This window comes from Mycolicibacterium flavescens, assembly GCF_001722335.1.
Classification (GTDB): Bacteria; Actinomycetota; Actinomycetes; order Mycobacteriales; family Mycobacteriaceae; genus Mycobacterium; species Mycobacterium flavescens.
The window spans coordinates 26,222-50,261 of record NZ_MIHA01000001.1 but is presented as its reverse complement, the minus strand read 5'-3'; the positions used below and the strand labels follow the sequence as shown (position 1 = coordinate 50,261).

Annotated in this window: 22 protein-coding genes; 16 read left to right on the top strand and 6 right to left on the bottom strand. The window is 70.5% G+C overall.

From position 1 onward, the window contains the following. Window positions 1–16 precede the first annotated feature (16 nt). The 6 genes from BHQ18_RS00230 to BHQ18_RS00205 all read left to right on the top strand — a co-directional run bounded on the left by BHQ18_RS00230 (window position 17) and on the right by BHQ18_RS00205 (window position 6,512). A complete protein-coding gene (locus BHQ18_RS00230; protein ID WP_069411563.1) occupies window positions 17–871 on the top strand; it encodes a GNAT family N-acetyltransferase in 855 nt (284 codons plus the stop codon). A gap of 35 nt (window positions 872–906) precedes the next feature. Next, window positions 907–1,566 carry a GNAT family N-acetyltransferase gene (locus BHQ18_RS00225; RefSeq protein ID WP_069411562.1) on the top strand — a complete coding sequence of 220 codons (660 nt, stop codon included), beginning with the start codon at window positions 907–909 and terminating at the stop codon, window positions 1,564–1,566. Window positions 1,567–1,669: 103 nt separating this feature from the next. After that, a complete protein-coding gene (locus BHQ18_RS00220; RefSeq protein ID WP_069411561.1) occupies window positions 1,670–3,475 on the top strand; it encodes a penicillin-binding transpeptidase domain-containing protein in 1,806 nt (601 codons plus the stop codon). A gap of 18 nt (window positions 3,476–3,493) precedes the next feature. Beyond that, window positions 3,494–4,078 (top strand): DUF1707 SHOCT-like domain-containing protein, encoded by a 585-nt coding sequence (locus tag BHQ18_RS00215; RefSeq protein ID WP_069411560.1) that lies wholly within the window; start codon window positions 3,494–3,496, stop codon window positions 4,076–4,078. Between the two features lie 21 nt (window positions 4,079–4,099). Continuing rightward, on the top strand, window positions 4,100–4,957 hold the full coding sequence (gene map / locus BHQ18_RS00210) for a type I methionyl aminopeptidase (protein WP_069411559.1): 858 nt from the start codon (window positions 4,100–4,102) through the stop codon (window positions 4,955–4,957). Window positions 4,958–5,036: 79 nt separating this feature from the next. Then, entirely contained in the window at window positions 5,037–6,512 is a 1,476-nt protein-coding gene (locus BHQ18_RS00205; protein WP_084293803.1) for a cobyric acid synthase, read from the top strand. On the opposite strand, the gene BHQ18_RS00200 is transcribed toward BHQ18_RS00205, so the two are convergent. After that, window positions 6,509–7,516, bottom strand: coding sequence for a LacI family DNA-binding transcriptional regulator (locus BHQ18_RS00200; RefSeq protein ID WP_069411558.1), 1,008 nt, complete (start codon window positions 7,514–7,516; stop codon window positions 6,509–6,511). The genes BHQ18_RS00205 and BHQ18_RS00200 overlap by 4 nt on opposite strands. Before the next feature lie 154 nt (window positions 7,517–7,670). Here BHQ18_RS00200 and BHQ18_RS00195 point away from each other — a divergent pair, with 154 nt between their 5' ends. From BHQ18_RS00195 to BHQ18_RS00180, 4 genes are read left to right on the top strand one after another with little or no spacing between them, the layout of a single operon-like run. Beyond that, window positions 7,671–8,705 (top strand): class I mannose-6-phosphate isomerase, encoded by a 1,035-nt coding sequence (locus tag BHQ18_RS00195; RefSeq protein WP_069411557.1) that lies wholly within the window; start codon window positions 7,671–7,673, stop codon window positions 8,703–8,705. Next, complete coding sequence (locus BHQ18_RS00190; protein ID WP_069411556.1) at window positions 8,702–9,466, top strand: ATP-binding cassette domain-containing protein; 765 nt, start codon at window positions 8,702–8,704, stop codon at window positions 9,464–9,466. Before BHQ18_RS00195 ends, BHQ18_RS00190 begins: the two co-directional genes overlap by 4 nt. Next, window positions 9,463–10,536: an ABC transporter permease gene (locus tag BHQ18_RS00185; RefSeq protein ID WP_069411555.1), complete on the top strand. Its 1,074-nt coding sequence runs from the start codon at window positions 9,463–9,465 to the stop codon at window positions 10,534–10,536. The genes BHQ18_RS00190 and BHQ18_RS00185 overlap by 4 nt, the downstream gene beginning before the upstream one ends. Continuing rightward, entirely contained in the window at window positions 10,533–11,567 is a 1,035-nt protein-coding gene (locus BHQ18_RS00180) for an ABC transporter substrate-binding protein (RefSeq protein ID WP_069411554.1), read from the top strand. Before BHQ18_RS00185 ends, BHQ18_RS00180 begins: the two co-directional genes overlap by 4 nt. On the opposite strand, the gene BHQ18_RS00175 is transcribed toward BHQ18_RS00180, so the two are convergent. Next, window positions 11,564–12,406: a class II fructose-bisphosphate aldolase gene (locus BHQ18_RS00175; RefSeq protein ID WP_069411553.1), complete on the bottom strand. Its 843-nt coding sequence runs from the start codon at window positions 12,404–12,406 to the stop codon at window positions 11,564–11,566. The two genes, BHQ18_RS00180 and BHQ18_RS00175, sit on opposite strands and share 4 nt — an antisense overlap. A gap of 78 nt (window positions 12,407–12,484) precedes the next feature. Here BHQ18_RS00175 and BHQ18_RS00170 point away from each other — a divergent pair, with 78 nt between their 5' ends. Genes BHQ18_RS00170 through BHQ18_RS00160 form a run of 3 tightly spaced genes read left to right on the top strand, consistent with a single transcriptional unit; the run spans window position 12,485 to window position 15,521 of the window. Further along, entirely contained in the window at window positions 12,485–13,810 is a 1,326-nt protein-coding gene (locus BHQ18_RS00170) for an FGGY-family carbohydrate kinase (protein WP_069411552.1), read from the top strand. After that, entirely contained in the window at window positions 13,807–14,577 is a 771-nt protein-coding gene (locus BHQ18_RS00165; RefSeq protein WP_069411551.1) for a DeoR/GlpR family DNA-binding transcription regulator, read from the top strand. Before BHQ18_RS00170 ends, BHQ18_RS00165 begins: the two co-directional genes overlap by 4 nt. Beyond that, the gene (locus BHQ18_RS00160; protein WP_069411550.1) at window positions 14,574–15,521 is read left to right on the top strand and encodes a 1-phosphofructokinase family hexose kinase; all 948 of its coding nucleotides are present in this window, start codon (window positions 14,574–14,576) and stop codon (window positions 15,519–15,521) included. Before BHQ18_RS00165 ends, BHQ18_RS00160 begins: the two co-directional genes overlap by 4 nt. Here the strand turns inward: BHQ18_RS00160 and BHQ18_RS00155 are convergent. Beyond that, window positions 15,514–16,578, bottom strand: a complete 1,065-nt coding sequence (locus BHQ18_RS00155; protein WP_069411549.1) for a zinc-dependent alcohol dehydrogenase — start codon at window positions 16,576–16,578, stop codon at window positions 15,514–15,516. The two genes, BHQ18_RS00160 and BHQ18_RS00155, sit on opposite strands and share 8 nt — an antisense overlap. 38 nt (window positions 16,579–16,616) lie before the next feature. On the opposite strand from BHQ18_RS00155, the gene BHQ18_RS00150 reads away from it, so the two are divergent. From BHQ18_RS00150 to BHQ18_RS00140, 3 genes are all read left to right on the top strand, one after another. Further along, on the top strand, window positions 16,617–17,345 hold the full coding sequence (locus BHQ18_RS00150) for an SDR family oxidoreductase (protein WP_069411548.1): 729 nt from the start codon (window positions 16,617–16,619) through the stop codon (window positions 17,343–17,345). Window positions 17,346–17,375: 30 nt separating this feature from the next. Further along, the gene (locus BHQ18_RS00145) at window positions 17,376–18,035 is read left to right on the top strand and encodes a hypothetical protein (RefSeq protein ID WP_069411547.1); all 660 of its coding nucleotides are present in this window, start codon (window positions 17,376–17,378) and stop codon (window positions 18,033–18,035) included. A gap of 62 nt (window positions 18,036–18,097) precedes the next feature. Then, the gene (locus BHQ18_RS00140) at window positions 18,098–18,661 is read left to right on the top strand and encodes an alpha/beta fold hydrolase (RefSeq protein ID WP_069411546.1); all 564 of its coding nucleotides are present in this window, start codon (window positions 18,098–18,100) and stop codon (window positions 18,659–18,661) included. Here the strand turns inward: BHQ18_RS00140 and ngg are convergent, their stop codons facing one another. From ngg to BHQ18_RS00125, 3 genes are all read right to left on the bottom strand, one after another. Further along, on the bottom strand, window positions 18,662–20,443 hold the full coding sequence (ngg, locus tag BHQ18_RS00135) for an N-acetylglutaminylglutamine synthetase (protein ID WP_069411967.1): 1,782 nt from the start codon (window positions 20,441–20,443) through the stop codon (window positions 18,662–18,664). It abuts the gene before it with no gap. After that, window positions 20,440–22,245 (bottom strand): N-acetylglutaminylglutamine amidotransferase, encoded by a 1,806-nt coding sequence (locus tag BHQ18_RS00130; protein ID WP_069411545.1) that lies wholly within the window; start codon window positions 22,243–22,245, stop codon window positions 20,440–20,442. Before BHQ18_RS00130 ends, ngg begins: the two co-directional genes overlap by 4 nt. Before the next feature lie 106 nt (window positions 22,246–22,351). Then, window positions 22,352–23,896 (bottom strand): amino acid permease, encoded by a 1,545-nt coding sequence (locus tag BHQ18_RS00125; RefSeq protein ID WP_069411544.1) that lies wholly within the window; start codon window positions 23,894–23,896, stop codon window positions 22,352–22,354. Between the last annotated feature and the right edge of the window lie 144 nt (window positions 23,897–24,040).

Below are 24,040 nucleotides of genomic sequence, written 5' to 3'. Positions count from 1 at the left end.
GTCAGAAAGAGTTTCCATGTCGGCTCCGCCGCTGTTCCGTCATGCCGACGAACGACGGGTGTCCGTCGTGCGCGATGTCGGCGCCGTGATGCGGGTCCTCGACGAGGATCCCGTCGGCTCCTGCATGGTCGCCTGCCGGGTCGCCGAGCACGGCATCGAACCGTCGGCCATCGGCGGCGAACTGTGGACGCGGCGCCGGCCCACCGAATCGCTGTGTTACGCAGGGGCGAACCTGATCCCGCTGCGCGGTGAGGCCGTCGATCTGCACGCGTTCGCCGACAAGGCGATGAGCACCGCGCGGCGCTGCTCGTCGCTGGTCGGTCGCGCCGAGCTGGTGCTGCCGATGTGGCAGCGCCTCGAGCACGCCTGGGGCACCGCCCGCGACGTCCGCGAGCAGCAGCCGTTGATGGCGCTCAACACCGCACCCGCCTGCCCGGTCGATCCGGCCGTGCGCCCGGTGCGCGCCGACGAACTCGACGCCTACCTGGTCGCCTCGATCGACATGTTCATCGGCGAAGTCGGCATCGACCCGCGCCTCGGCGACGGCGGCCGCGGCTACCGTCGTCGCGTCGCCGGGTTGATCGCCGCCGGGCGCGCCTGGGCCCGCTTCGAGCGCGGCGAGGTGGTGTTCAAGGCCGAGGTCGGTTCGCAGTCGCCGACCGTCGGGCAGATCCAGGGCGTGTGGGTGCACCCCGACTGGCGCGGCCGCGGGCTGGGCACGTCGGGCACGGCGACGCTGGCGGCCGCGGTGGTGCGGTCCGGTCGCACCGCCAGCCTCTACGTCAACGACTTCAATACCGTCGCGCGGGCCACCTACGCCCGCGTCGGCTTCCAAAAGGTGGGAACGTTCGCGACCGTTCTGCTGGACTGACGGACCAGCCCGGCGGCCTGTCCTACGCTCGCGTCATGGCCGACGACGAACGCACAATCGCCCGCAGGGAAATCGCCGACACGATGGTCCGCGCTCTGGAGCGACGGCACGAACTGCTCGATGTGATCGTCGACGCCGAGGACTACGACGCCGCGATAGAGGCGATCGCCGGGATGCTGGGCTCGTCGCACCAGGCCGCCGAGGCGGTGCTGCGGCTGTCGTTCGACCGGCTGACCAAGGTGGCCCGCCGTCGCATCGCCGCCGAACTCGAGGATCTCAACAACCAGCTGAGCTTCACGATGGGCGAGCCGGCGAGGTCGGCCGACGCGATGGTGTTGCGCCCGTTCAGCGTCGGCGAGGACCGCGACATCTTCGCCGCGCGCACCGAGGACGTCCCGCAGGCCGGCGACGGGTCCGGCGCCCCCGCCGGTGACCTCGACGACGAGATCCGCGCGGGCCTGGCGCGGGTGGATGCCGAGGAGGCCGCCTGGCTGGTCGCGGTGCAGGGCGCCGAGAAGGTCGGCATGGTGTTCGGCGACCTGACCTCCGGGGAGGTGAACGTGCGCATCTGGATCCACCCCGCCTACCGCAAGCAGGGGTACGGCACCGCGGCGCTGCGCAAGTCCCGCACGGAGATGGCGGCCTACTTCCCGGGCGTGCCGCTGGTGGTGCGCGCCCCGGCCGCCGGCGCTTGACGGGTTGATTGCACGGGTTATTTGCGTGCGATCAACCGCTTAAGCGGCCCCGCCCGGTGCGCCTACCGGGTTTGCAGGTCTCGACTTCGTAACATCTGCCCCAATGGCAACTTCAGCATCACGAATTGCGAGCCTGTTGGCGGTCGGCGCGCTGGCGCTGTCCCTGAACGCGTGCACCCCGAAACCGGCGGGCCCCGAAACGGCCGCCGAGAAGTTCTTCGCCGCGCTGGCCACCGGCGACACCAGCAGCGCGGCCGAGCTCAGCGACCGGCCCGCCGAGGCACGCGAAGACCTCAACGGCGCGTGGGCCGGGTTGCAGGCCACCCGCCTGGACACCCAGATCGTGGGCTCGAAGTACGCGCTGGACACCGGCAGCATCACCTACCGCTACACCTGGCATCTGCCCAAGGGGCGGACCTGGACCTACGACGGCCAGATGAACATGGTCCGCGACGAGGGCCGCTGGGAGGTGCGGTGGAGCGCGTCGAACCTGCACCCGCGCCTCGGCGAGAACCAGACGTTCGCGCTGCGCGCCGACGCGCCACCGCGGGCCTCGGTGATCGAGCGCAGCGGCACCCCGGTGCTCGCGCCCGGGTACCTGTACCGCTACTCGCTCGACGCCCGCGAGGCCGGCGGCGCGCTGATGCAGACCGCGCGCACCGTCGCCGACGTGCTGCGGCCCTTCGACAACACCTGGGACCCGCAGCGGATGGCCGAGCAGGCCAGCTCGTCGAAACAGTCGCTGCCGCTGATCACGCTGCGCAAAGCCGACCACGACCAGGTGAAACCGGCGATCGGGTCGCTGCCCGGGGTGGTGGTCACGCCGATCGCCGAACTGCTGCCCACCGACGACCGGTTCGCGCCGGCGATCGTCAACGAGGTCAAGAAGAGCGTCGCCGGTGAACTCGACGGCGAGCCCGGGTGGCGGGTGGTCACCGTCAACCAGAACGGCGTCGACGTCGACGTGCTCAACGAGGTGCCCGGCGTGCCGGCGCCGGCGGTGCGGATCAGCCTCGACCGGTCGGTGCAGAGCGCCGCGCAGAACGCGGTCAACTTCACCGGCAAGAAGGCGATGATCGTCGTGATCAAGCCGTCGACCGGCGAGATCCTGGCCGTGGCGCAGAACGCCTCCGCCGACGCCGAGGGCCTGATCGCCACGACCGGCCTGTACCCGCCGGGGTCGACGTTCAAGATGGTCACCGCCGGCGCCGCCATCGAGCGCGACATGGCCACGCCGAACACGCTGCTGCCGTGCCCGGGCCGGATGGACATCGGACACCGCACGGTGCCCAACTACGGCGGCTTCGACCTCGGCACGGTGCCGATGTCGCGGGCGTTCGCCAGTTCCTGCAACACCACGTTCGCCGAACTCGCCAGCCGGATGCCGCCGCGCGGGCTGACCAACGCCGCCGCGCAGTACGGCATCGGCACCGACTACGAGATCGAGGGGCTGCGGACCGTGACCGGTTCCGTGCCGCCGACGGTGGATCTGGCCGAACGCACCGAGGACGGGTTCGGCCAGGGCAAGGTGCTGGCCAGCCCGTTCGGGATGGCGCTGGCCGCAGCGACCGTGGCGGCCGGGAAAACCCCTGTGCCGCAACTGATCGAGGGCAGGCCCACCCAGATCAACGGTGAGCAGCCGACGATCGACCCCAAGATCCTCGAAGGGCTGCGGCCGATGATGCGGCTGGTGGTCACCAACGGCACCGCCGAGGACCTGCAGGGCGCGGGCGACGTGCGCGGCAAGACCGGCGAGGCGGAGTTCGCCGGCGGGTCGCATTCCTGGTTCGCCGGCTACCGCGGCGACATGGCGTTCGCCGCGCTGATCGTCGGCGGCGGCTCCTCGGAGTACGCGGTGCGGATGCTCAAGGGCATGCTCGACGGGCTGCCACCGGACTACCTGGCTTGAGTAGCCTGGTAGTCGGCCATGACCGACACCAACCACGACGCGATGCGCGTCTCCGACGCCGACCGCAACGGCACGCTGCGGCGGCTGCACAATGCCGTCGCGCTGGGGCTGATCGACATCGACGAGTTCGAAGAGCGCTCGGCGGCGGTGGCGCGGGCCCGGCTGCACTCCGACCTCGACGCGCTGGTCGGTGACCTTCCCGGACCCGGCGCGATCGTCACCTCGGCCGCCGACCGGGTGGAACTGCGCGGAGTGCTGGGCTCGCTCAAACGGCACGGCGAGTGGACGGTGCCGAGCCGGCTGGCGCTGCACCGCCGGATGGGGTCGGTGGACCTGGACCTGACCAGGGCGCGGTTCGCCGGGCCGATGGTGGTGGTCGAACTGGACCTGAAGTTCGGCGGGCTGGAGCTGCGGCTGCCCGAGGGGGCCAGCGCCTCGATCGACGACGTGGAAGTCGTCGTCGGCAGCGCCCACGACCATCGCCGCGACGCCCCGGCCGACGGAAACCCGCACGTGATCCTGACCGGCAAGGTGGTCTGCGGTTCGGTCGACATCCGCGGCCCGCGGCGGGGCTGGCGGCTCAGCCCGTTCGATCGCCGCTGATCCTCCGGCTACGCTGGGGTTATGCCTGTTCGTAGCGCTCTTCGCCCTGGCACGGTGTCCCCGACGCTGCCGGTGCCCAACTCGATCCCGCGCCCGGAGTACGCGTGGAAGCCGACCGTGAAAGAGGGCACCGAGCCGTGGGTGCAGACGCCCGAGGTGATCGAGAAGATGCGGGTCGCGGGCCGCATCGCCGCCGGCGCGCTCGCCGAGGCCGGTAAGGCCGTCGCGCCCGGTGTCACCACCGACGAACTCGACCGCATCGCCCACGAGTACATGGTCGACCACGGTGCGTATCCGTCGACGTTGGGCTACAAGGGCTTTCCCAAGTCCTGCTGCACCTCGCTCAACGAGATCATCTGCCACGGCATCCCGGACTCGACGGTGGTCGAGGACGGCGACATCGTCAACATCGACGTGACCGCCTACATCGACGGGGTGCACGGCGACACCAATGCGACCTTTTTGGCCGGCGACGTGTCCGAGGAGCACCGGCTGCTCGTCGAGCGCACGCACGAGGCGACCATGCGCGCGATCAAAGCCGTCAAACCCGGGCGGCAGTTGTCGGTGGTCGGGCGGGTCATCGAGTCGTACGCGAACCGGTTCGGCTACAACGTCGTTCGCGACTTCACCGGCCACGGCATCGGCACCACGTTCCACAACGGCCTGGTGGTGCTGCACTACGACCAGCCCGCGGTCGACACCGTGCTCGAACCGGGGATGACGTTCACCATCGAGCCGATGATCAACCTCGGCGGCCTGGACTACGAGATCTGGGACGACGGCTGGACCGTCGCGACCACCGACAAGAAGTGGACCGCGCAGTTCGAGCACACGCTGGTGGTCACCGACGACGGCGCCGAGATCCTCACCCAGCTGTGAACCTTCCCCCGCGAGCAGACGCAAAGTGTCCCGGAAAGCGCGGAAATGAGGTCACTTTGCGTCTGCTCGGCCGAAAAAAGTGACCAGCGGCGGGGCGCTGCTGGTCGCGGGCACCACGTCGGACGCCGGCAAGTCGATGATCGTCGCCGGCCTGTGCCGACTGTTGGCGCGCAAGGGCGTTCGCGTCGCGCCGTTCAAGGCGCAGAACATGTCGAACAACTCGGCGGTCACCGTCGACGGCGGCGAGATCGGCCGCGCGCAGGCTATGCAGGCGCGGGCGGCCGGACTGGCCCCGCACACCCGGTTCAACCCGGTGCTGCTCAAACCCGGCAGCGACCGCACCTCGCAGCTGGTCGTGCGCGGTCACGTCGCGGGCACCGTGCGGGCGGGAGACTACTTCACCCACCGCGCACACCTCGCCGAAATCGTGCACAGCGAATTAGCCGAGCTGCGAAACGAATTCGACGCCGTCCTCTGCGAGGGCGCGGGCTCACCCGCCGAGATCAACCTGCGCGCAACCGATCTCGCGAACATGGGCCTGGCACGCGCAGCCGACCTGCCGGTCGTCGTCGTCGGTGACATCGACCGCGGCGGGCTGCTGGCGCACCTGTTCGGCACGGTGGCCGTGCTCGAACCGGACGACCAACGGCTGATCAGCGGGTTCATCGTCAACAAGTTCCGCGGGGACCCGGCGCTGCTGGCCCCCGGACTGGAGCAACTGCAGGCGCTCACCGGCCGGCCGACCTACGGCGTCGTGCCCTACGCCGACGGATTGTGGCTCGACACCGAGGATTCCGTCTCGGTGCTGGCGCACCGCGTCGTCGGCGACCCGCAGCCGCCACGGGGTCGGCAGTGGCTGCGCATCGCCGCGATCCGGCTCCCGCGCATCTCCAACTCCACCGACGTCGAAGCGCTCGCGTGCGAACCCGGTGTGCTGGTCCGCTGGGTCACCGACCCCGCCGACCTCGCCGACGCCGACGCGGTGGTGCTGCCCGGCAGCAAGGCGACCGTCGCCGACCTGGACTGGCTGCGGGAACGGGGACTGGCCGACGGGGTCGCCGCACACGCCGCGGCCGGCAAGGCGGTGCTCGGGATCTGCGGCGGGTTCCAGATGCTGTGCCGCAGCATCGACGACCCCGTCGAGTCGAAGGCGGGGCGGGTCACCGGCATCGGGTTGCTCGACGCCGACATCGCGTTCGCCGCCGAGAAGACGTTGCGCCGGCACGAGAACGGGTTGTCCGGCTACGAGATCCACCACGGCCGGGTCACGCGCAGCGCCGCAGACGACTGGCTGGGTGTCGGGTTGCGTCGCGGCGCCGTGTACGGCACCCACTGGCACGGCCTGCTCGACAACGACGACGTCCGACGGGCGTGGCTCACCGAGGTGGCGCCGCCCGGTTTCACCGTCGCCGCCGACGTCGACGTCGGTGCCCGCCGCGACGCGCAACTCGACACGATGGCCGATCTGCTCGCCGGCCACCTCGACATCGACGTGCTGTTGGCGCTGCTCGATGGCGGCCCATCGCGGCGTCCGACGATCGTCAGCTCGATCTAGATTCGGTGCCCGACGCGGACCTTCTCGCCGGGCATGGCGCACGACGCGCGCGTCACCAGCGACACCGGCAGCACCGTGCGGCGCCGCAGCCGCCGGGTCGGCGCGTCGAGTCGGGTGAACAGCCGGTCGGCGGCGAAGCGGCCCATCGCGTCGCCGTCCTGGTGGACCACGGTGATCGCGGGTTGCAGTGCCGCGGCAGTGGGGAAGTCGCCGAAGCCGATCAACGCAATGTCTTTGCGCCGCAACGTCTGTAGTGCGGTGACGAGTGCGATCGTGCAGCGGGCGTTGGACGAGAACACCGCGGTCGGCGGTTGCGGCGCGTCGAGCGCGCGGCGGAGCGCGGCGGTGATCGTGTCGACGTCGACCGCGCCGATGTGCACCGGTCCGGCGGGCAGCCCCGCCTCGTCGAGTGCCTGCTGCCAACCCTCGAGCCGCAGCAGACCGGTCACGGTGTCGTCGCCCATGAACGCGATGTGACGGTGCCCGTGCGCGATGAGGTGACGGGTGCCGTCGTGGCCGCCGCCGACGTCGTCCTGGACCACCGCGTCGGCGGTCAACCGTCCGGGCTCGCGGTCGACGAACACCAGCGGTGTGCGTTTTAGCCACGGTCGCAGATAGGACATGTCGCGACCGACCGGGCAGATGATCATGCCGGCGACCTGACGCTTGAGAACCGCCTCCAGGGAGCGTTGTTCGTGCGACGGCTCCCACCCGACGCTGGTGACGATGACCGCGACGTTCCGCTTGCTGGCTTCCTGTTCCACCGCATCGATGATCCCGGCGAAGAACGGGTCCGCGACGCCGGGCACGGCGACCCCGATCGCCGCGTCGCGTCCGGCGCGGAACGTGACAGCCAGCATGTTCGGGACGTACTGCAGTTCGACGATCGCGCGCTCGACGCGCATCCGGACGTCGGCCGAGACGTAGCGGTCGTTGTTGATCACCCGCGAGACCGTCTTTGCGCTGACCCCCGCACGGTCGGCGACGTCGCGCATCGTGGTCATCGACGCTCCTCCTCGCTCCGTCAGAGGCCAGTATGTCACCGATGACATAGCGCGCGCACCGAATCGTGTGACACCGGTGACATACGCCGCGATGTGGCGTACTGTCCGGTCAGACCGACGTGACGCAGGTAACAGGACAGGAGGCGCCGCACGAGTGAGTACGCATCCACAACTGCTGCCGCCGAATGTCATTCCGCACTGGTACGCGGGTGGCCCGGTGCTGGCGGACTGGCGCGGGCTGCCGCCGGTCGGGGACCGCTCACCGGAGGAGTGGATCGGCGCCACCGTCGCGCGCTTCGGTGAACCGACGCTGGGTCCCTCGACGCTGGCCGACGGAACGCTGCTGCGCGACGCGGTCGAACGCGACCCCCTGCCCTGGCTCGGGCGCGACGACGGCGCGCCGGGGGACACCGGTGTCCTGGTGAAACTCCTCGACGCCGGCCAACGGCTTCCCGTGCACGTGCACCCGACGCGAGACTTCGCGTGCCGCCACCTCGGCTGCCCCTACGGTAAGACCGAGGCGTGGTACATTTTGCGCGCCGACGGCGACGCCGCGGTGTGGGTGGGCTGGCGGGAAACCGTTGAGCCGCAACGGCTGTCGGATATGGTCGCCGCACAGGACGTCGACGGCCTGCTCGCGCTGATGCACCGGATCCCGGTGCGGCCCGGCGACGGGGTGCTGGTGCCCGGCGGCACCCCGCACGCGATCGGTCGCGGCGTGCTGCTGGTCGAGGCGCAGGAACCCACCGACCAGTCGATCCTGCTGGAGCGCGTCAACACCACCGCCTCCGACGACGAGGTGTTCCTCGGCCTCGACCGCGACGTCGCGTTGTCGGCCGTCGACGCCGAACCGATCGACGACACCGGCGACCTGATGCGGCACGTCGAGGCCGACGCGATCGGTATGACCCCGGTGCTGCCGGTCGAGGCCACACCGTTCTTCCACATGGACCTCCTCGGTCCGCGCACCGACGTCGACGCCGGATTCGCGGTGGCAGTGGTGCTTTCGGGGACGGGATCGGTGGTCCCGTCCGGCGGAGAAGCCGTCGCGGTGACGGCGGGCAACACGCTGGTGGTGCCCGCGTCGTCGGGCGTCTGGCACACCGAAGGCGACGCGCGACTACTCGTCTGCCGGCCCGGTGACTCCTGGCCGCCGCCGCTACCGGACTCCCGGGGAGGCCCGGCATGACGGCCCTGCTGGAGGCCCGCGGCCTGTCCCGCAGTTTCGGCCACGTCCGCGCGCTCGACGGCGCCGACTTCGACGTCGACGCCGGCGAGATCGTCGGCCTCATCGGCGACAACGGCGCGGGCAAGTCGACGCTGATCAAGGCGCTCTCGGGCAACCTCGACCTCGACGACGGCGAGATCTACTTCGAGGGCAGACGGGTGCGGATGTCCGGGCCGCGACAGGCCGAGGACCTCGGCATCGAAGTGGTCTACCAGGACCTGGCGCTCGCACCGCATCTGAACCCGGTGCAGAACGTGTTCCTGGGCAGGGAGATTGCTCGCAAGGGCATCCTCGGGCGCCTCGGCTTCATGGACGAGAAGGAGATGCGCCGACGCGCTGCCGAGTCGTTCGCCGACCTCGGTGCGACCGTGCGCTCGCTGAACTCGGCGGTCGGGTCGATGTCGGGCGGCCAGCGTCAGGGCATCGCGATCGCCAGGGCGATGGCGTGGGCGAACAAGGTGCTGATCCTCGACGAGCCGACCGCCGCGCTGGGCGTCGTGCAGACCGCCAACGTGCTCGAGTCGATGAAACGGGTGCGCGACAAGGGGATCGCCGTGGTGTTCATCAGCCACTCGATGCCGCACGTGCTCGAGGTGTGTGACCGCATCCAGGTGCTGCGACTGGGTCGGCGGGTGGCGACCTACACCGGCGCGCAGACCACGGTCGAAGAACTCGTCGGCGCGATGACCGGTGCGCTGGACAAGCGGGAGGGCGCGGCGTGAGCACCATCGAGAAGTCGGTGACGAGCGCCGAGGACATGGACCCGGCGCAGTCGTTCCTCAAGCGGGTGGCCGGGTTACAGGCGTTCTGGATCCTCGGCGTGCTGATCGTCATCTGCCTGGTCTTCGCCGTGCTGGCCGGTGACCGCTTCCTGTCGGCGGGCAACTTCTCGCTGATCTCGCAGAACGTCGCGGTGTGGGCGGTGCTCGGGGTCGGTATGACGTTCGTGATCATCACCTCGGGCATCGACCTGTCGGTCGGTTCGGTGCTGGTGTTCGCCTCGGTGGTGTCGGCGAAGGTGATGGAGGCGATGGGCGGTGCGGGCCCCGGCGTGGCGGCCGTCGGACTGGTCGTCGCGGTCGTGGGCGGAATGGCGTGGGGCGTCGTCAACGGAATCCTGGTCGCGGTCGCGAAGGTGCCCGCGCTGATCGTCACGCTGGGCACGCTGTCGGTCGCGCTCGGGTTGGCGCAGGTGATCACCGGCGGCATCGACATCCGCTCGGTGCCGACCGAACTGACCGACTTCAGCGCCTACACCAAGATCCTCGGCATCCCCGGCCTGCCGTTCGTGGCGCTGGTGATCGTCGTGCTCGGCGCAATTCTGCTGCACAAGACCAGGTTCGGCCGCTACACCTACGCGATCGGCTCGAACGCGGAGGCGGCGCGCCGCACCGGCATCAAGGTGACCCGCCACCTCGTCGCGGTCTACGCGCTGGCCGGCACGCTGGCCGGCGTCGGCGCGATCCTTACGCTGGCACAGTTCGGCACCACGACCATCGCCGGGCAGTCGCTGACCAACCTCAACGTGATCGCGGCGGTGGTGATCGGCGGGACGTCGATCTTCGGCGGCGAGGGCACCATCTTCGGCACCGTCGTCGGCCTGTTCATCCCCGCCGTTCTGCAGTCCGGGTTCGTGATCATCGGCGTCCAACCGTTCTGGCAGGGCGTCGCGGTCGGCACGGTGCTCATCGCCGCCGTGTACGTCGACCAGTCCCGCCGCGCGGCCGCGCTGCGCGGCGCCCGGCCCCGGGGTTTCGTCAAACGAAGAACGCAACGAAAGGAACGCCAGTGAACCGAAAGCGCGCCATGGTGGTCGCGGGGACGTTGGGTGTCGTCGTCCTCGGGCTGTCGTCCTGCACATCGTCGAAACCCGAGAGTTCCGGTGAGACGTCAGGCGGTGCGCAGGAGGATGCCGCCACCACCGTCACCGCACCCGCGAAAGCCAGCCGCGAGTACAACCTTCAGTTCCTGCAGGGCGTCTCGGGTGACCAGTTCTACATCACCATGCAGTGCGGTGCGCAGGAGGAGGCCGCGAAGCTGGGCGTGAAGGTCTCCACGCAGGGCCCGCAGAAGTTCGACCCGACGTTGCAGAAACCGATCCTCGATTCGATCGTCGCCGGCCGCCCCGATGCGCTGCTGGTCGCGCCGACCGACGTGCAGGCCATGCAGCAGCCGCTCGAGCAGGCGGCCGCGGCCGGCATCAAGGTGGTGCTCGTCGACACCACCACCAACGACCCGTCGTACGCCGTGTCCCAGATCGCCAGCGACAACGAGGGCGGCGGCCGGGCCGCGTTCGAGGCCATCAAGAAGCTGCGGCCCGAGGGCGGCAAGGTGATGGTGATGAACATCGACCCCGGGGTGTCGACCACCGACGCCCGCGCCAAGGGATTCGAGGATGCGGTCAAGAGCGACGACAAATTCGAGTACGTCGGCGTGCAGTACAGCCACAACGATCCCGCGACCGCGGCGCAGCTGATCGGCGCGCAGTTGCAGAAGGATCCCGACCTCGTCGGCGTCTTCGCCACCAACCTGTTCTCGGCCGAGGGCTCGGCGACCGGCGTGCGGCAGGCCGGCAAGGCCGGTCAGGTGCAGGTCGTCGGCTTCGACGCCGGGCCCAATCAGATCCAGGCGCTGCGCGAGGGCACCGTGCAGGCGCTCGTCGCGCAGGATCCGGGGCTGATCGGCAAGTTCGGTGTCGATGAGGCGGTCACCGCGCTCGAAGGCGGCGAGAACACCAAGAAGGTACAGACCGGCTTCACGATCATCACCCAGGAGAACCTCGACGGTGAAGGCGGCGCGGCGGCATACAAGTCGGATTGCTAAGCCGCGGTGACGACGCCGAGCAGGTGTGACACGGCGTCGGCGACGGCGTCGCGGGCGGCGGTCAACGGCACCCGAGGATCCACGGTGTCCTCGCTCAGCGTCGCCCGCAGGACGCCGGTGTAGGCGACGTTGAGTGCGGTGCCGACGTTGACCTTGACGATTCCGGCCCGCACCGCCGCGCGCAGCGTGTCGTCGGGGACACCCGAAGAGCCGTGCAGCACAAGAGGAACGGGCACGGCATCGCGTAACGCCGCGATCAGGTCGAGGTCCAGCGACGCGGTCTGAGTAGTCATCGCGTGCGAGCTGCCGACCGCGACCGCGAGCGCGTCGACCCCCGTCGCGGCGACGAACTCGGCGGCCTGCTGCGGGTCGGTGCGCACGCCGGGGGTGTGCGCGCTGCTGGCCTGGCTGCTCTTGCCGCCGACGTACCCCAACTCGGCCTCCACCGACAGGCCCTGGTTCTGCAGGCGGCGGGCGGCGGCGGCGGTGATGTCGACGTTGCGGTCGTAGGGCTGGGCGCCGGCGTCGACCATCACCGATGAGAAGCCGGCCTGACCGGCGGCCTCCCACAGCGCGTCGGTCTCGACGTGGTCGAGGTGCAGGCTGACCGGGACCGCCGCGTCGGCGGCCAGCACGCTCAGCGCGGCGGCCAGCGGGGTCAGCCGGGCGTGGAACCGCACGGTGTTCTCGCTGACCTGCAGGATCACCGGGTGTTCGACGCGTTCGGCGCCGGCGATGATGCCTTCGGCGTGCTCGAGCGTGATCACGTTGAACGCCGCAACCCCCACGTCGCGCGACCGCGCGCCGTCGAGGAGGGCGGCGGTGGAGGCCAGCGGCATGTCCCTCCTTGACGCGTTTCCAATCAGACGCAACCATATCCATGTAAACCCAACTCCGCAACGGTTTGAGGAGCGCGAATGCCCGCCTTCGCCGGCCTCGACGTCGGCACCACGTCGAGCAAGGCCGTGGTGTACGCCGAGGACGGCGCCACGCTGGGCGCCGGCCGGACCGCCATGCGGTGGGACGCCGGCCCGCAGGGCACGCAGACCGACGCCGAGACCCTGTGGCGCAGCGCGTTGACCGCGCTGTGCGACGCGGCGGCCGACGCGGGGGTGCCGGTGACCGCGGTCGGCATCACCAGCATGGGGGAGTCCGGGGTGCTCACCGACGCCCACGAGCGACCACTGGCCCCGGTGATCGCCTGGCACGACGACCGCGACCACGACGAAGTGGCCGACCTCGTCGCCGAACTCGGGACCGAGGCGTTCGGCGGGATCGCGGGAAAGCCTGCGCGCGGCCAGTTCTCGCTGACCAAACACCGCTGGCTGCTGACCCACGAGCCGGCGGCGCGGTCGGCGGTCATGCGCTACGACGTCGGCGGCTGGGTGGTGCGCCGCCTCGGCGGCGCACCGGTCATCGAACTGTCGCTGGCCGGCCGCACCGGCTGGCTCGACATCGCGGCACACGACTGGTGGGACGACGCGCTGGCCTGGTCCGGGGCGGCGCGCGGGCTCATGCCGCCGCTGGTTGCCGCGGGCCAACCGGTCGGCCGCATCACCACCGACGAGGCGCACCCGCTGCTGCGCGGCGCGCTGCTGACCCTCGCCGGACATGACCACCAGGCGTCGGCGCTCGGTGCCCGCGCGACCGCCCCCGGCTACGAGCTCGACTCGTCGGGCACTGCAGAAGCGCTGGTGCGCACCGTGTCTCGCGTGCCGAGCCGTGCCGAGGCGGTCCGGCTGGCTGCCGCCGGCATCACCACCGACCCGAGCGTCGAACCCGAGCGCTGGACGCTGCTCGGCGGCACCGAGGGCGGGCTGGCGCAGAACCGGGCACTCGAGATGCTCGGGGTGTCCGGTGGCGGTTTGGCTGCCCTCGACGCCGCGGCCGAGCACGCCCCGCACGGGCGGGTCGTCGTCGGCGGGCTGGGCACCGAGACGCTGACTCTCGGTGGCATCGCGGGCGGCGTCGGGCCGGGCGAGGTGTGGAAGGCGGTCGTGGCCGCGGCCGCCGACGAGGCGCTCGCGCTGCACCGCGCCATGGACGACGTCGTCGGACCCGCCTCCGGCGTCATCGTCACCGGCGGCTGGCGGCACAGCGCGGAGGTCATGCGCGCCAAACGAATCCGCTTACCCGGGCTGCGGGTGTCGCCCCTCGACGAGGCCGGAACCCTGGGCGCCGCGACGCTCGCGGCCAGGGCCGCAGGGGCGCTCGGACCCGACGACCATCTGGGCCCGCCGTGACCGCGTCGAGGCGGACGTGGTTTGCCGACGAGCGGCACGTCGAGGTGCTGCGGATGCTCGACACCGCACGCCGGGTCGAAAGTGCGGAACTCGCACGATATTTCGGGGTCAGCGCGGAGAGTATCCGCAAAGACCTGGCTCAGCTGGAGGCGCGCGGGCTGCTCCGCCGCGTGCACGGCGGCGCGGTGGCCCCGCAGCGGCGAAGCGACGAACCGGCCGTCGGCACCCGCACCGAGCGGTCCGCGCAGAAGACCGCGATCGCCCGGCGCGCACTGGAACTGGTGCCCGACGGCGGTTCGCTTCTGCTCGACGCCGGGTCGACCACGCTGCGGCTCGCCGAACTGCTGCCCGCCGACCGCGGTCTCGTCGTCTACACCAACGCGCTACCGTTGGCGACGGTGCTGCTGCAGCGCGGCGTCGCCGTCGTCACGCTGGGCGGGCGGGTGCGGCCCGAAACCGGCGCCGCGGTCGGCCCGCTGACCGTCGCGGCGCTCAGCGGCCTCAACCTCGACGTGGCGTTCCTCGGCACCAACGCGCTGTCCTTCGAGCGCGGGCTCACCACCCCGGACGCCGACGAGGCACACGTCAAGCGGGCGATGCTGGCCGCCGCCCGCCAACGCGTATTCCTGGTCGACGCAAGCAAATTCGGTCGTGAGAGTCTGGCCAGACACGCCGACCTCGACGAGGTCGACGTGCTGGTCACCGACGCAAGCGAGCACCGCGACCGGCTGGCCGCACTCGACGTGACCGTGGAGATCGCGCGATGATCACCACCGTCACCGCCAACCCGAGCCTGGACCGCACGCTGCGACTGCCGCGGTTCGTCGCCGGCGAGGTCAACCGCGCCACGTCGACCCTCGTCGAGCCCAGCGGGAAGGGTGTCAACGTTGCACTGGCGCTGCACGGCGTCGGCGTCCCGGTGCGCGCGGTGCTGCCGGTAGGCGGTGGTACCGGCGACGAGATCGTCACGCTGCTCGATGATTTCGGCCTCGAGCATGTCGGTGTGCCGATCGGCGGGGCGCTGCGCTCGAACGTCACGCTGGTCGAGGCCGACGGCCGCACCAGCAAGATCAACGAACCGGGTCCGCGGTTGTCGGACAGCGAAGTCGAGGCGCTGTGCGCGGCGGCGCTGTCGGCGGGGGAGGCCGGTGACTGGGTGGTGTGGTCGGGGAGCCTGCCCGACGGCTTCCGCCCGCACCGGTTGGCCGCCGCGGTCACCGAGGCGCGGGAAGCGGGGCGCCGCGTCGCGGTCGACTGCTCGGGCGCGCCGCTGGCCGCGGTGCTCGAGGCCGCCACGGTGCCCGACCTGGTCAAGCCCAACGCCGACGAACTCGCCGAGGTGACGAACCGGTCGCTGCGCACGCTGGGCGACGTGATCGAGGCGGCGGGGCTGCTGCGGGCGCGCGGGGTGCACACCGTGCTGGTCAGCCTCGGCGCCGACGGCGCGCTGCTGCACGGCCCGGACCTGCCCGAACCGGTGCACGGCAGCGCACCGGCGCGGCGGGTGGTCAACACCGCGGGCGCGGGTGACGCGTTCCTGGCGGGGTGGCTGGCCGCCGCGCACGCGGGGGCGTCAAGCGTGGAGGCGTTTGCCGGCGCGCTGCGCTTCGGTGCCGCCGCCGTCGAGCACGGGGGCACGCTGCTCGGTGTGCCCGATCCGCGCCGCCGCGTGTCGATCGCGCCGGCGCGGCCCGAGACGCCGCTCAGCTGATCTGGAAGTCCTCGTGGATGCCGACGAGCACCTTGACGTGCTCACCGCCCGACGACAGCGCGTACGCGTCGGCGACCCGCGCCAGCGGCACCTGGGCGGTGACGATCTCGTCGACGTCCACCGCGCCCTCGGCGAGCAGGCGGATCGACTCGGCGTAGTCGCGCGGCAGGTAGGTCGCGCTGCCCTGGATGCGGATCTGGTGGTCTTGGATGGTCGCCAGCGGGATCGACACGTCGCCCGTCGGCACCCCCACCACGACGACCGTGCCGCCCTTGCTGGCTATCGCGACAGCTGAACGGACCGTCGATTCGACTGCCACACAGTCGAATACAACGTCGGCGCTCTCGCCGAGCGCATCCCGGGCCTGAGTCACGACGTCGGCGGCGGCCGCGTCGAGCGCCGCATCGGCGCCCAGGCGCACAGCGCGGTCGCGTTTGGCAGCCAGCGGGTCGGTGACCACGACGCGTCGCGCACCGTAGGCCCGCACCACCGCCAGCACCAGCAGCCCGATGGTGCCCGCGCCGAGGATCACGACGGCCTTGTCGCGCACGTCGCCGGCGATGCGCACCGCGTGCACCGGCGTCGACAGCGGTTCGATCAGCGCCGCCGCGCGGTAGTCGAGCTCGTCGGGAACGACGTGGACCCGGTCGGCGGCGATGGTGAAGAAGTCGGCCATCCCGCCCTGCTCGTAACCGCAGCCGAAGAATTGCAGGTTCTCGCAGAGGTTCTCGTTGCCGCCGCGGCACTGTTTGCACCGCCAGCAGGGCAGGTCGGGTTCGACGGTCACCCGGGCGCCGACCTCGACACCGCCGGCCTCGAGTCCACCGACGTCGGCTCCGCGCGCCGCGACGACGCCGACGACCTCGTGGCCGGGGTGGTACGGCAGCGCGATGAACGGGTGGCGGCCGTGGGCGGCGTGCGTGTCGGAACCGCAGACCCCGGAGACCACCGAGCGCACCAGCACTTCACCGGATGCGGGTGTCGGGGTGGGGGAGTCGACGACATCGATGGATCCCGACGAGACGACGACGCGGCGCATCCGCTCGGGAACGTTCATGCTTTCGACGCTACCCGCAGGCCGTGTGATGATGAGGCGTGGCTGATTTCACCGGACGGGCAGTTCTGGTCACGGGGGCGACCGGCGGTATCGGCGCGGCGACCGTGCGCCGACTGGTCGCCGACGGCGCGACCGTGTACGCCGGCGGCCGCAACGTCGACGGGTTGGCGGCGCTGGCCGACGAGACCGGTGCGCACCCGGTGCCGTTCGACCTCACCTCCGAGGACGACGTCCGCGACGCGGTGTCGGGTCTGCCGGTCGACGGCGTGGTCAACTGCGGGGGCTTCGGCGGGGAGATCGCCACGCCGCAGGACACCGATATCGCGGTGTTCGACAAGGTCATCAGCATCAACGCGCGTGGCAGCCTGCTGGTCATCAAACACGTCGCGCCGGGGATGATCCAACGCGGGCGCGGCGGCGCGATCGTCAATGTGTCGAGTCAGGCCAGCCTGGTGGCGTTGCCGGGACACATCTCCTACGGGTCGTCGAAGGCCGCGGTGGACAACATCACCCGGGTCAGCGCGCTGGAACTCGGTCCGCACAACATCCGGGTCAACAGCGTCAACCCGACGGTCGTGATGACCGAGATGTCGGCGTCGCACTGGGGTCACCCCGAGGTCGGCCCGCCGTTCCTGGCGCAGATGCCGCTCGGCCGGTGGGCCACCGAGGACGAGATCGCCGGGCCGATCGTGTTTCTGCTCAGCGACGACGCGGCGATGATCACCGGCGTCTGCCTGCCGATCGACGGCGGCTACACCTGCCGCTGACGAGAGTCGGCGGTAGGTAGTGTGGGCGCCATGGTCAGGCGGTTTGCGGCCGCGGCCGTTCTGCTGCTCGTCGTCAGCGGATGCGGCCACACCGTGACGGGCGCCGCCACCTGGCCCGGCGCCCGACTCGAGCGCGCCGTGCTCACCGCCGGGGACTTCCCGCCCGGTGTCCAGTACGACCGCATCACCCGCGAACCCGGCCAAGCCGACGGTGCAGGCGGACCACCGGCGATGCTGTCCAAACCCGCCGGCTGCTCGGACGCGTTGACCCGGGTGATCGCTGAGTCCGCCGAACGCGGCGCGGGCAGTGCGGCCGAGTACGTCGTCGCCTACGACGGCGCCCGGATGGTCTTCACCGTGCTGACCTGGCCGCTGGACCTCGACCGGCTGGCCGCCGCGGCCGAGCGGTGCGCGACGTTCGAGACCTACTTCGACCCGTCGTCGCCCGGCATCCCGATGACCACCAACCGGATGCCGTCACCGCGCGCCGACGCGCTGGTCTACCAGCAGACGATGCGGCTCGCCGGCGCCGACAACAGCGTGTACTTCTCGTTCGAAAACGTCGGGGCCATGGCGGTCTACGGCATCGCGTTCCCGACCCCCAACCCGTCGGTCACGGTCAAAGGCTCGCTGCCGCAGACCTTTCTGGACATCGCCGCCCGCCAGGCCGACCGCATCGCCGCGGCCTGACCCCGGCGTTCACTGACCGCGAAACGGCTCCGGCACCCGATCGGCCGCTGTAGCGTGGCCCAATGCCATCCACCACGGTCACGGTCGAGGGAATCACCGTGCCCGTCAGCGTCACCGGCCCCGACACGGGTTCGGTGGTCGTGCTGCTCGGTGCGGCCCACCAGTCGCCGGTGGCCTACGACGCCGTCTGCCAACGCCTGCACACCGCCTCGCTGCGCACGGTCGTGGTCCCGCCCGACCCGCGGCTGACCGCCAAGTCGGTGGTCGCGATCCTCGACGCCCTCGACATCAAATGGGCGCTGCTCGTCGGCGACCGGATCGGCGGTGAGCTGGCCTGGGAACTGGCCGCCACCCGCCTCGACCGGTTCATCGGGCTGGTGGTGATCGACCGCGGGCATCCGCGGGTGGCCGACGGCGCCGGCGTCATCCGCGACGAGCACTGCCCGCCGGTCGAGATGAACACCACCGCGCTGGTCAGCGGCCCGGCCGCCCGCGCGGTCGCCAGGGCCAGCCAGCGCTTCGTGTACGGCGACTACCGGGTGGTCGAGCTACTCGGCCGACGGAACGCGCAGGAATCCACCGCGCAACTGGCCGCCGAGATCGTGATGCGCACCAGCACCTGGTGACTAGACCGGCGCCTCTTCCGGTGTCCACGCCTGCGGCAGCGCGGGGCTGCCCGGAAACAGGAAGTCCACGAACGCTTTTGCCGTCGGCTGCGGCTCGTGGTTGGCCAGCCCGGGCCGCTCGTTGGCCTCGATGAAGACGTACTCCTGATCGGTCACGTCGGGCACCAGCAGGTCGATCCCGGTGACCGGGATGCCGATGGCCTCGGCCGATTTGACCGCGACCTCGCACAGGTGCGGGTTCACCTTCGCGGTGACGTCGTGGATCGTGCCGCCCTGATGCAGGTTCGCGGTGCGACGCACCCGCAGGCGCTGTCCCTCGGGCAGCACGTCGTCGAACGACCAACCCGCCTCGGCGACTGTCGATTCGGTGACCGCGTCGATCGGGATGCGGGACTCGCCGCCGGTGGCCGCGGCCCGCCGTCGGCTCTGCGCCTCGATCAGCTCGCGGATGGTGTGGTGCCCGGTGCCGACGACCTCGGCGGGCTTGCGCAGCGCGGCGGCCACCACCTTGCCGTCGATGACGACGAGCCGCAGATCGTCGCCGGGCGCGCGCTGTTCGATCAGCACGTGCGGATGCTCCTCGCGTGCCCGGGCCAGCGCGGCGTCCAGTTCCGCGGCGCTGTTGACGCCGACGGTGATGCCCTTGCCCTGCTCGCCGCGGGTCGGTTTGACCACCACGTCGCCGACCTCCTCGAGGAACGCGTGGTCCTGCTCGTCGAACGTGGCCAACCGGCCCTTGGGCACCGCGATCCCGGCCTCGGCCACCAGCCGGCGGGTCAGCCGCTTGTCGTCGCAGCGGGCCATCGCGACCGCGGAGGTGAACTCCGACAACGATTCCCGGGTGATGACGGTGCGCCCGCCGTGCGACAGCCGCATCTCCCCGGCCTCGGCGTCGAGCACCTCCACCCAGATCCCGCGGCGCATGGCCTCGTCGGCGATGATCCGGGCGTACGGATTGAGATCCTCGACGGTCTCGGGGGGATGGGTGAACAGCGGTTCGTTGATGGCGTTCTTGCGTTTGACCGCCATCACGGGCACCCGCTCGAAGCCGAGCTTCTCGTAGAGCGAGATCGCCGCGGAGTTGTCGTGGCTGACCGACAGGTCCATGTAGGCGCGGCCGCGGTCGCGGTAGATGGCGGCCAGCGCGCGGGTCAGCGCGGCGCCGACACCGGGCAGGCTGGTGGTGGGGTCGACGGCCAGCGTCCACAGGCTCGACCCGTTCTCCGGGTCGGAGAACAGCCGTTTGTGGTCGACGCCGGTGACGGTGCCCAGCACGCTGCCGTCGTCGTCGCGCACCGCGACGAGGTAGTCGACAGCATCTTGTTCGAGATGGTTCTGCCAGAGCCGTTCGACCGGTGCCGGCACCATCCCGCAGCGCACGTACACGCGGTTCATCTCGTCGGCGTCGTCGGCGCTCTGCAGCGCGCGCACCGAGAAGCCGGTCGGCTCGGAGGCCTTCGGGTCGTCGTCGGTGAACCGCAGCCGGTAGGTGTGGCTGGGGTCGATGAACAGTTCGGCGGGCGCCATCGACACCAGCACGTGCGGTTCGCGGGCGTACATGCAGATGTCGCGTCGGCCCAGGCTCTCCTGGCGCAGCACCTCGGCCAGGGTTGCCGGATCGGCGAATGTCTGCCCGAAAATGAGCCGTCCCCAACCCATCTCGACGACGACGTCGTCGGCCATCTTGTCGACCAGATGTTGCGGTGAGGCGTCGTGCAGTCCGAGGGTGATGGCCTCCGTCTGGTCGATGGCCCCCGTTTGGTCCGGGTCGATGGTCGTCATGCCGCGGGCCCCGACACCCCGTGCCGCTGCAACCACAGCTCCAGCAGGGCGATCTGCCACAGTTCGTTACCGCGCAGCGGGGTGAGCCGGCCGTTCGGGTCGGCGAGCAACCGGTCGACCGCCTCCGGCCGGAACAGGCCGCGCTCCTTGGCGGCCGGCGCGTACAGCGCGTCGCGCACCATGTCCAGGTAGGGCCCTTCGAGATGAGTCAGCGCAGGCACCGGGAAGTAACCTTTCGGCCGATCGATGACCTCGGACGGAATGACCTGTCGGGCAGCCTGTTTCAGTACACCCTTGCCTTCGTGGGCGACCTTGAGCTCGGGCGGGCAGGTGGCGGCCAGCTCGACGAGCTCGTGGTCGAGGAACGGCACCCGGCCCTCCAGGCCCCACGCCATCGTCATGTTGTCCACCCGCTTGACCGGGTCGTCGACGAGCATCACCGTCGTGTCGAGGCGCAACCCGCGGTCGACGCCGGTCTCGGCGCCCGCGCGCGCGAAATGCTCGGTGACGAAGTCCAGGCTCGGGTCACCGTCGACGGCGTACGACGGCGAGATCAGCGCGTCGTAGCCGCCGCGGTCGCGGTCGAAGAACGCCTTGCGGTAGCGGGCCACCGCGCCGTCGACGGTCGTCGCGTCGGGTTCGCCGAGCGGCGGGTACCAGTGGTAGCCGGCGAACACCTCGTCGGCGCCCTGCCCGGACTGCACGACCTTCACGTGCTTGGCGACTTCCTGGCTGAGCAGATAGAACGCCACGCAGTCGTGGCTGACCATCGGTTCGCTCATCGCCCCGATCGCGCCGTCGAGGGCGGGCAGCATCCGTTCGGTGCCGATGCGGATCTGGTGGTGGTCGGTGCCGAACCGCTCGGCGATGATGTCGGAGTACTTGAACTCGTCGCCGGCCACACCGCCGACCGACTCGAAGCCGATCGAGAAGGTCGCCAGCCCGTGCTGGCCGGCCTCGGCGAGCAGCCCGACGATCAGACTGGAGTCGACCCCGCCCGACAGCAGGCAGCCGACCGGTACGTCGGCGACGAGCCTGCGGTCCACGGCGACCCGCAGCGACTCGAGAACGGCGTCCTCCCAGTCGCGTTCGGACCAGTCGGCGCGGTCGGCGCGGCGGCTGAAGTCGGGCTCCCAGTACGTCGTGGTGATGGTGCGGCCATCGGGCTCGATGGCCACCAGCGACGCCGGCGGCACCTTGGTGACCCCGCGCAGAATCGTGCGCGGCGCGGGCACCACCGAGTGGAACGTCATGTAGTGGTGCAGCGCCACCGAGTCGATCCGGGTGTCGACGTCCCCGCCGGCGAGCAGCGCAGGCAGCGACGAGGCGAACCGGATCCGCTTCGGGGTCTGGGTCAGGTACAGCGGCTTGATGCCGAGCCGGTCGCGGCCGAGCAGCACCCGGCCGCTGTCGCGTTCGACGATCGCGAACGCGAACATGCCGTAGAGCCGGTCGACGAACCGGTCACCCCAGTGGTGGTAGGCCTTGAGCAGCACCTCGGTGTCGCTGTGCGAGAAGAACCGGTAGCCCTGCTCGCTGAGCTCGCGGCGCAGCTGCTTGTAGTTGTAGATGCAGCCGTTCCACGCCACCGCCAACCCCAGCTCGGAGTCGAGCATGGGCTGACCGCCGGCTTCTGTCAGGTCGATGATCTTCAGGCGACGGTGTCCGAGGGCGACCCTGCCTTGCGACCAGGCGCCCGCCGAGTCCGGACCTCTGGGGGTCATCGCCTCGGCCATCGCCGAGACCGCTGCAATGTCAGGCGTCAGGCCGTCGAGACGCACCTCGCCGGTGGCTCCACACACGCCTTCGACAGTACCCCTGTGGAAGCTGATGAAACCTGGTGCGGGTGTGACCTGGCTCTACTTTGCGCTGCTCACGGGCGGGTTTGACCTCGCCGCGCGCCCAGGCTCAGTCGGTGTGGCCCTTGAGGATCTCGTCCTCGATGGTGCCGCCGAGGCCCTCGGCGTCCGGGTCGTAGCCGTGCAGGCCGCCGGTGACCGCGTATTCCTCCTCGGGCGAGAGCACCAGGCGGTGGCGTCCGTAGACGCCGAACACCAGCAGACCCAGGATGTAGAAGATGACGATCGCGATGACCGCGGGCCGGTAGTCGGGGTTGACGAGGACGCCGACGAACGTCACCGCGGCGATCACCAGCGCGACGACCGCGCCCCAGTTGCCGGTCGGGCTGACCCACGGTCGCCGCGCGTTGGGGAACCTGCGGCGCAGCAGCAGGAACGAGATCATCTGCAGCCCGTACGCCAGCACCGCGCCCCACACCGCGATGTTCAGCACCACCGCGCCGGCGCCCTCGTTGTAGTTGACGATGAGCAGCGCGACGAAGCCGATGACCGCGCCCACCAGCAACGCGACGTACGGCGTCTGCCGGGATCCGGTCAGCGACAACGTCTTCGGGTAGTAGCCGGCGCGGCTCAACGAGTACATGTTGCGGCCGTAGGCGTACATGATGCCCTGCAGGCTGGCCAGCAGGCCGATCAGCGCGAACGCCGACAGCACCGCGGCGAGGTTGCCGGGCAGGAACGCGCGGAAACCGTCGAGCAGCGGTTCGTCGGAGCTGCCCAACGCCTCGGACCCGGTCACCGCCGGGTTGAGGAAGAACACGATCGCGCCGCAGCCGATCAGCGTGATCAGCCCCCAGATGCCGGCGCGCGGGATGTCGCGGGCCGGTTCGTGCGCTTCCTCGGCGGCCAGCGGCAGCTCCTCGATACCGAGGAAGAACCACATCGCGAACGGCATCGCGTAGAGGATCGCGATCCAGCCGAACGGCAGGAACTCCGAGGACCCCGCGGCGGCCGGGTCCGGCGCGATGTCGAACAGCCTGCTGAAGTCCACCGCGCCGTTGGCGACGGCGAGGATGCCGAACAGCACCAGGATGCCGATCGAGATGATCGCCACCACGAGCGCGAACTTGAACGAGATCTCCGCGCCCCACGAGTTCAGCCCGACGAAGATCGCGTACAGGATGATCCACCACACCCACATCGGCAGGGAGAGGTTGAACAGGTCGGTCGTGACGGCGTTGGCGTAGGACGCGGAGAAGAACACGATCACCGCGGTGGTGAACACGTATTCGATGGTCTCGGCGAATCCGGTGACGAAACCGCCCCACGGTCCCATCGCGGCGCGGGCGAACGAGTAGGCGCCGCCGGTGTGCGGCATGGCCGCCGACATCTCGCCGATCGAGAAGAGCATGCCGAAGTACATGATCACGATGACGACGGAGGCGATCGCCAGCCCGCCCCAGCCGGCCGCGCCGATGCCGAAGTTCCAGCCGGAGAAGTCGCCGGAGATGACGGCCGCGACGCCGATGCCCCACAGCCCCCAGAAGCCCGCGGTGCGCTTGAGCTGACGTTTCTCGAAGTAGCCCTCACCCGCCTGGCTGTAGGTGACGCCGCCCGAACTCTTTCTCTTGTCCTGCGCACTGTCCTGAGCCATGGGTCGCTCCTTCTCGCAGTCGTGAGGGCATACGGAGAATAAACTCGGCAATGGTCTGTTGTCCTACCTTTGGGGGTGACAATCGTGTAAAACACGGGCACCACCATCCGGACGGGCGACGGCCAATGGTTGACTACTCGGCAT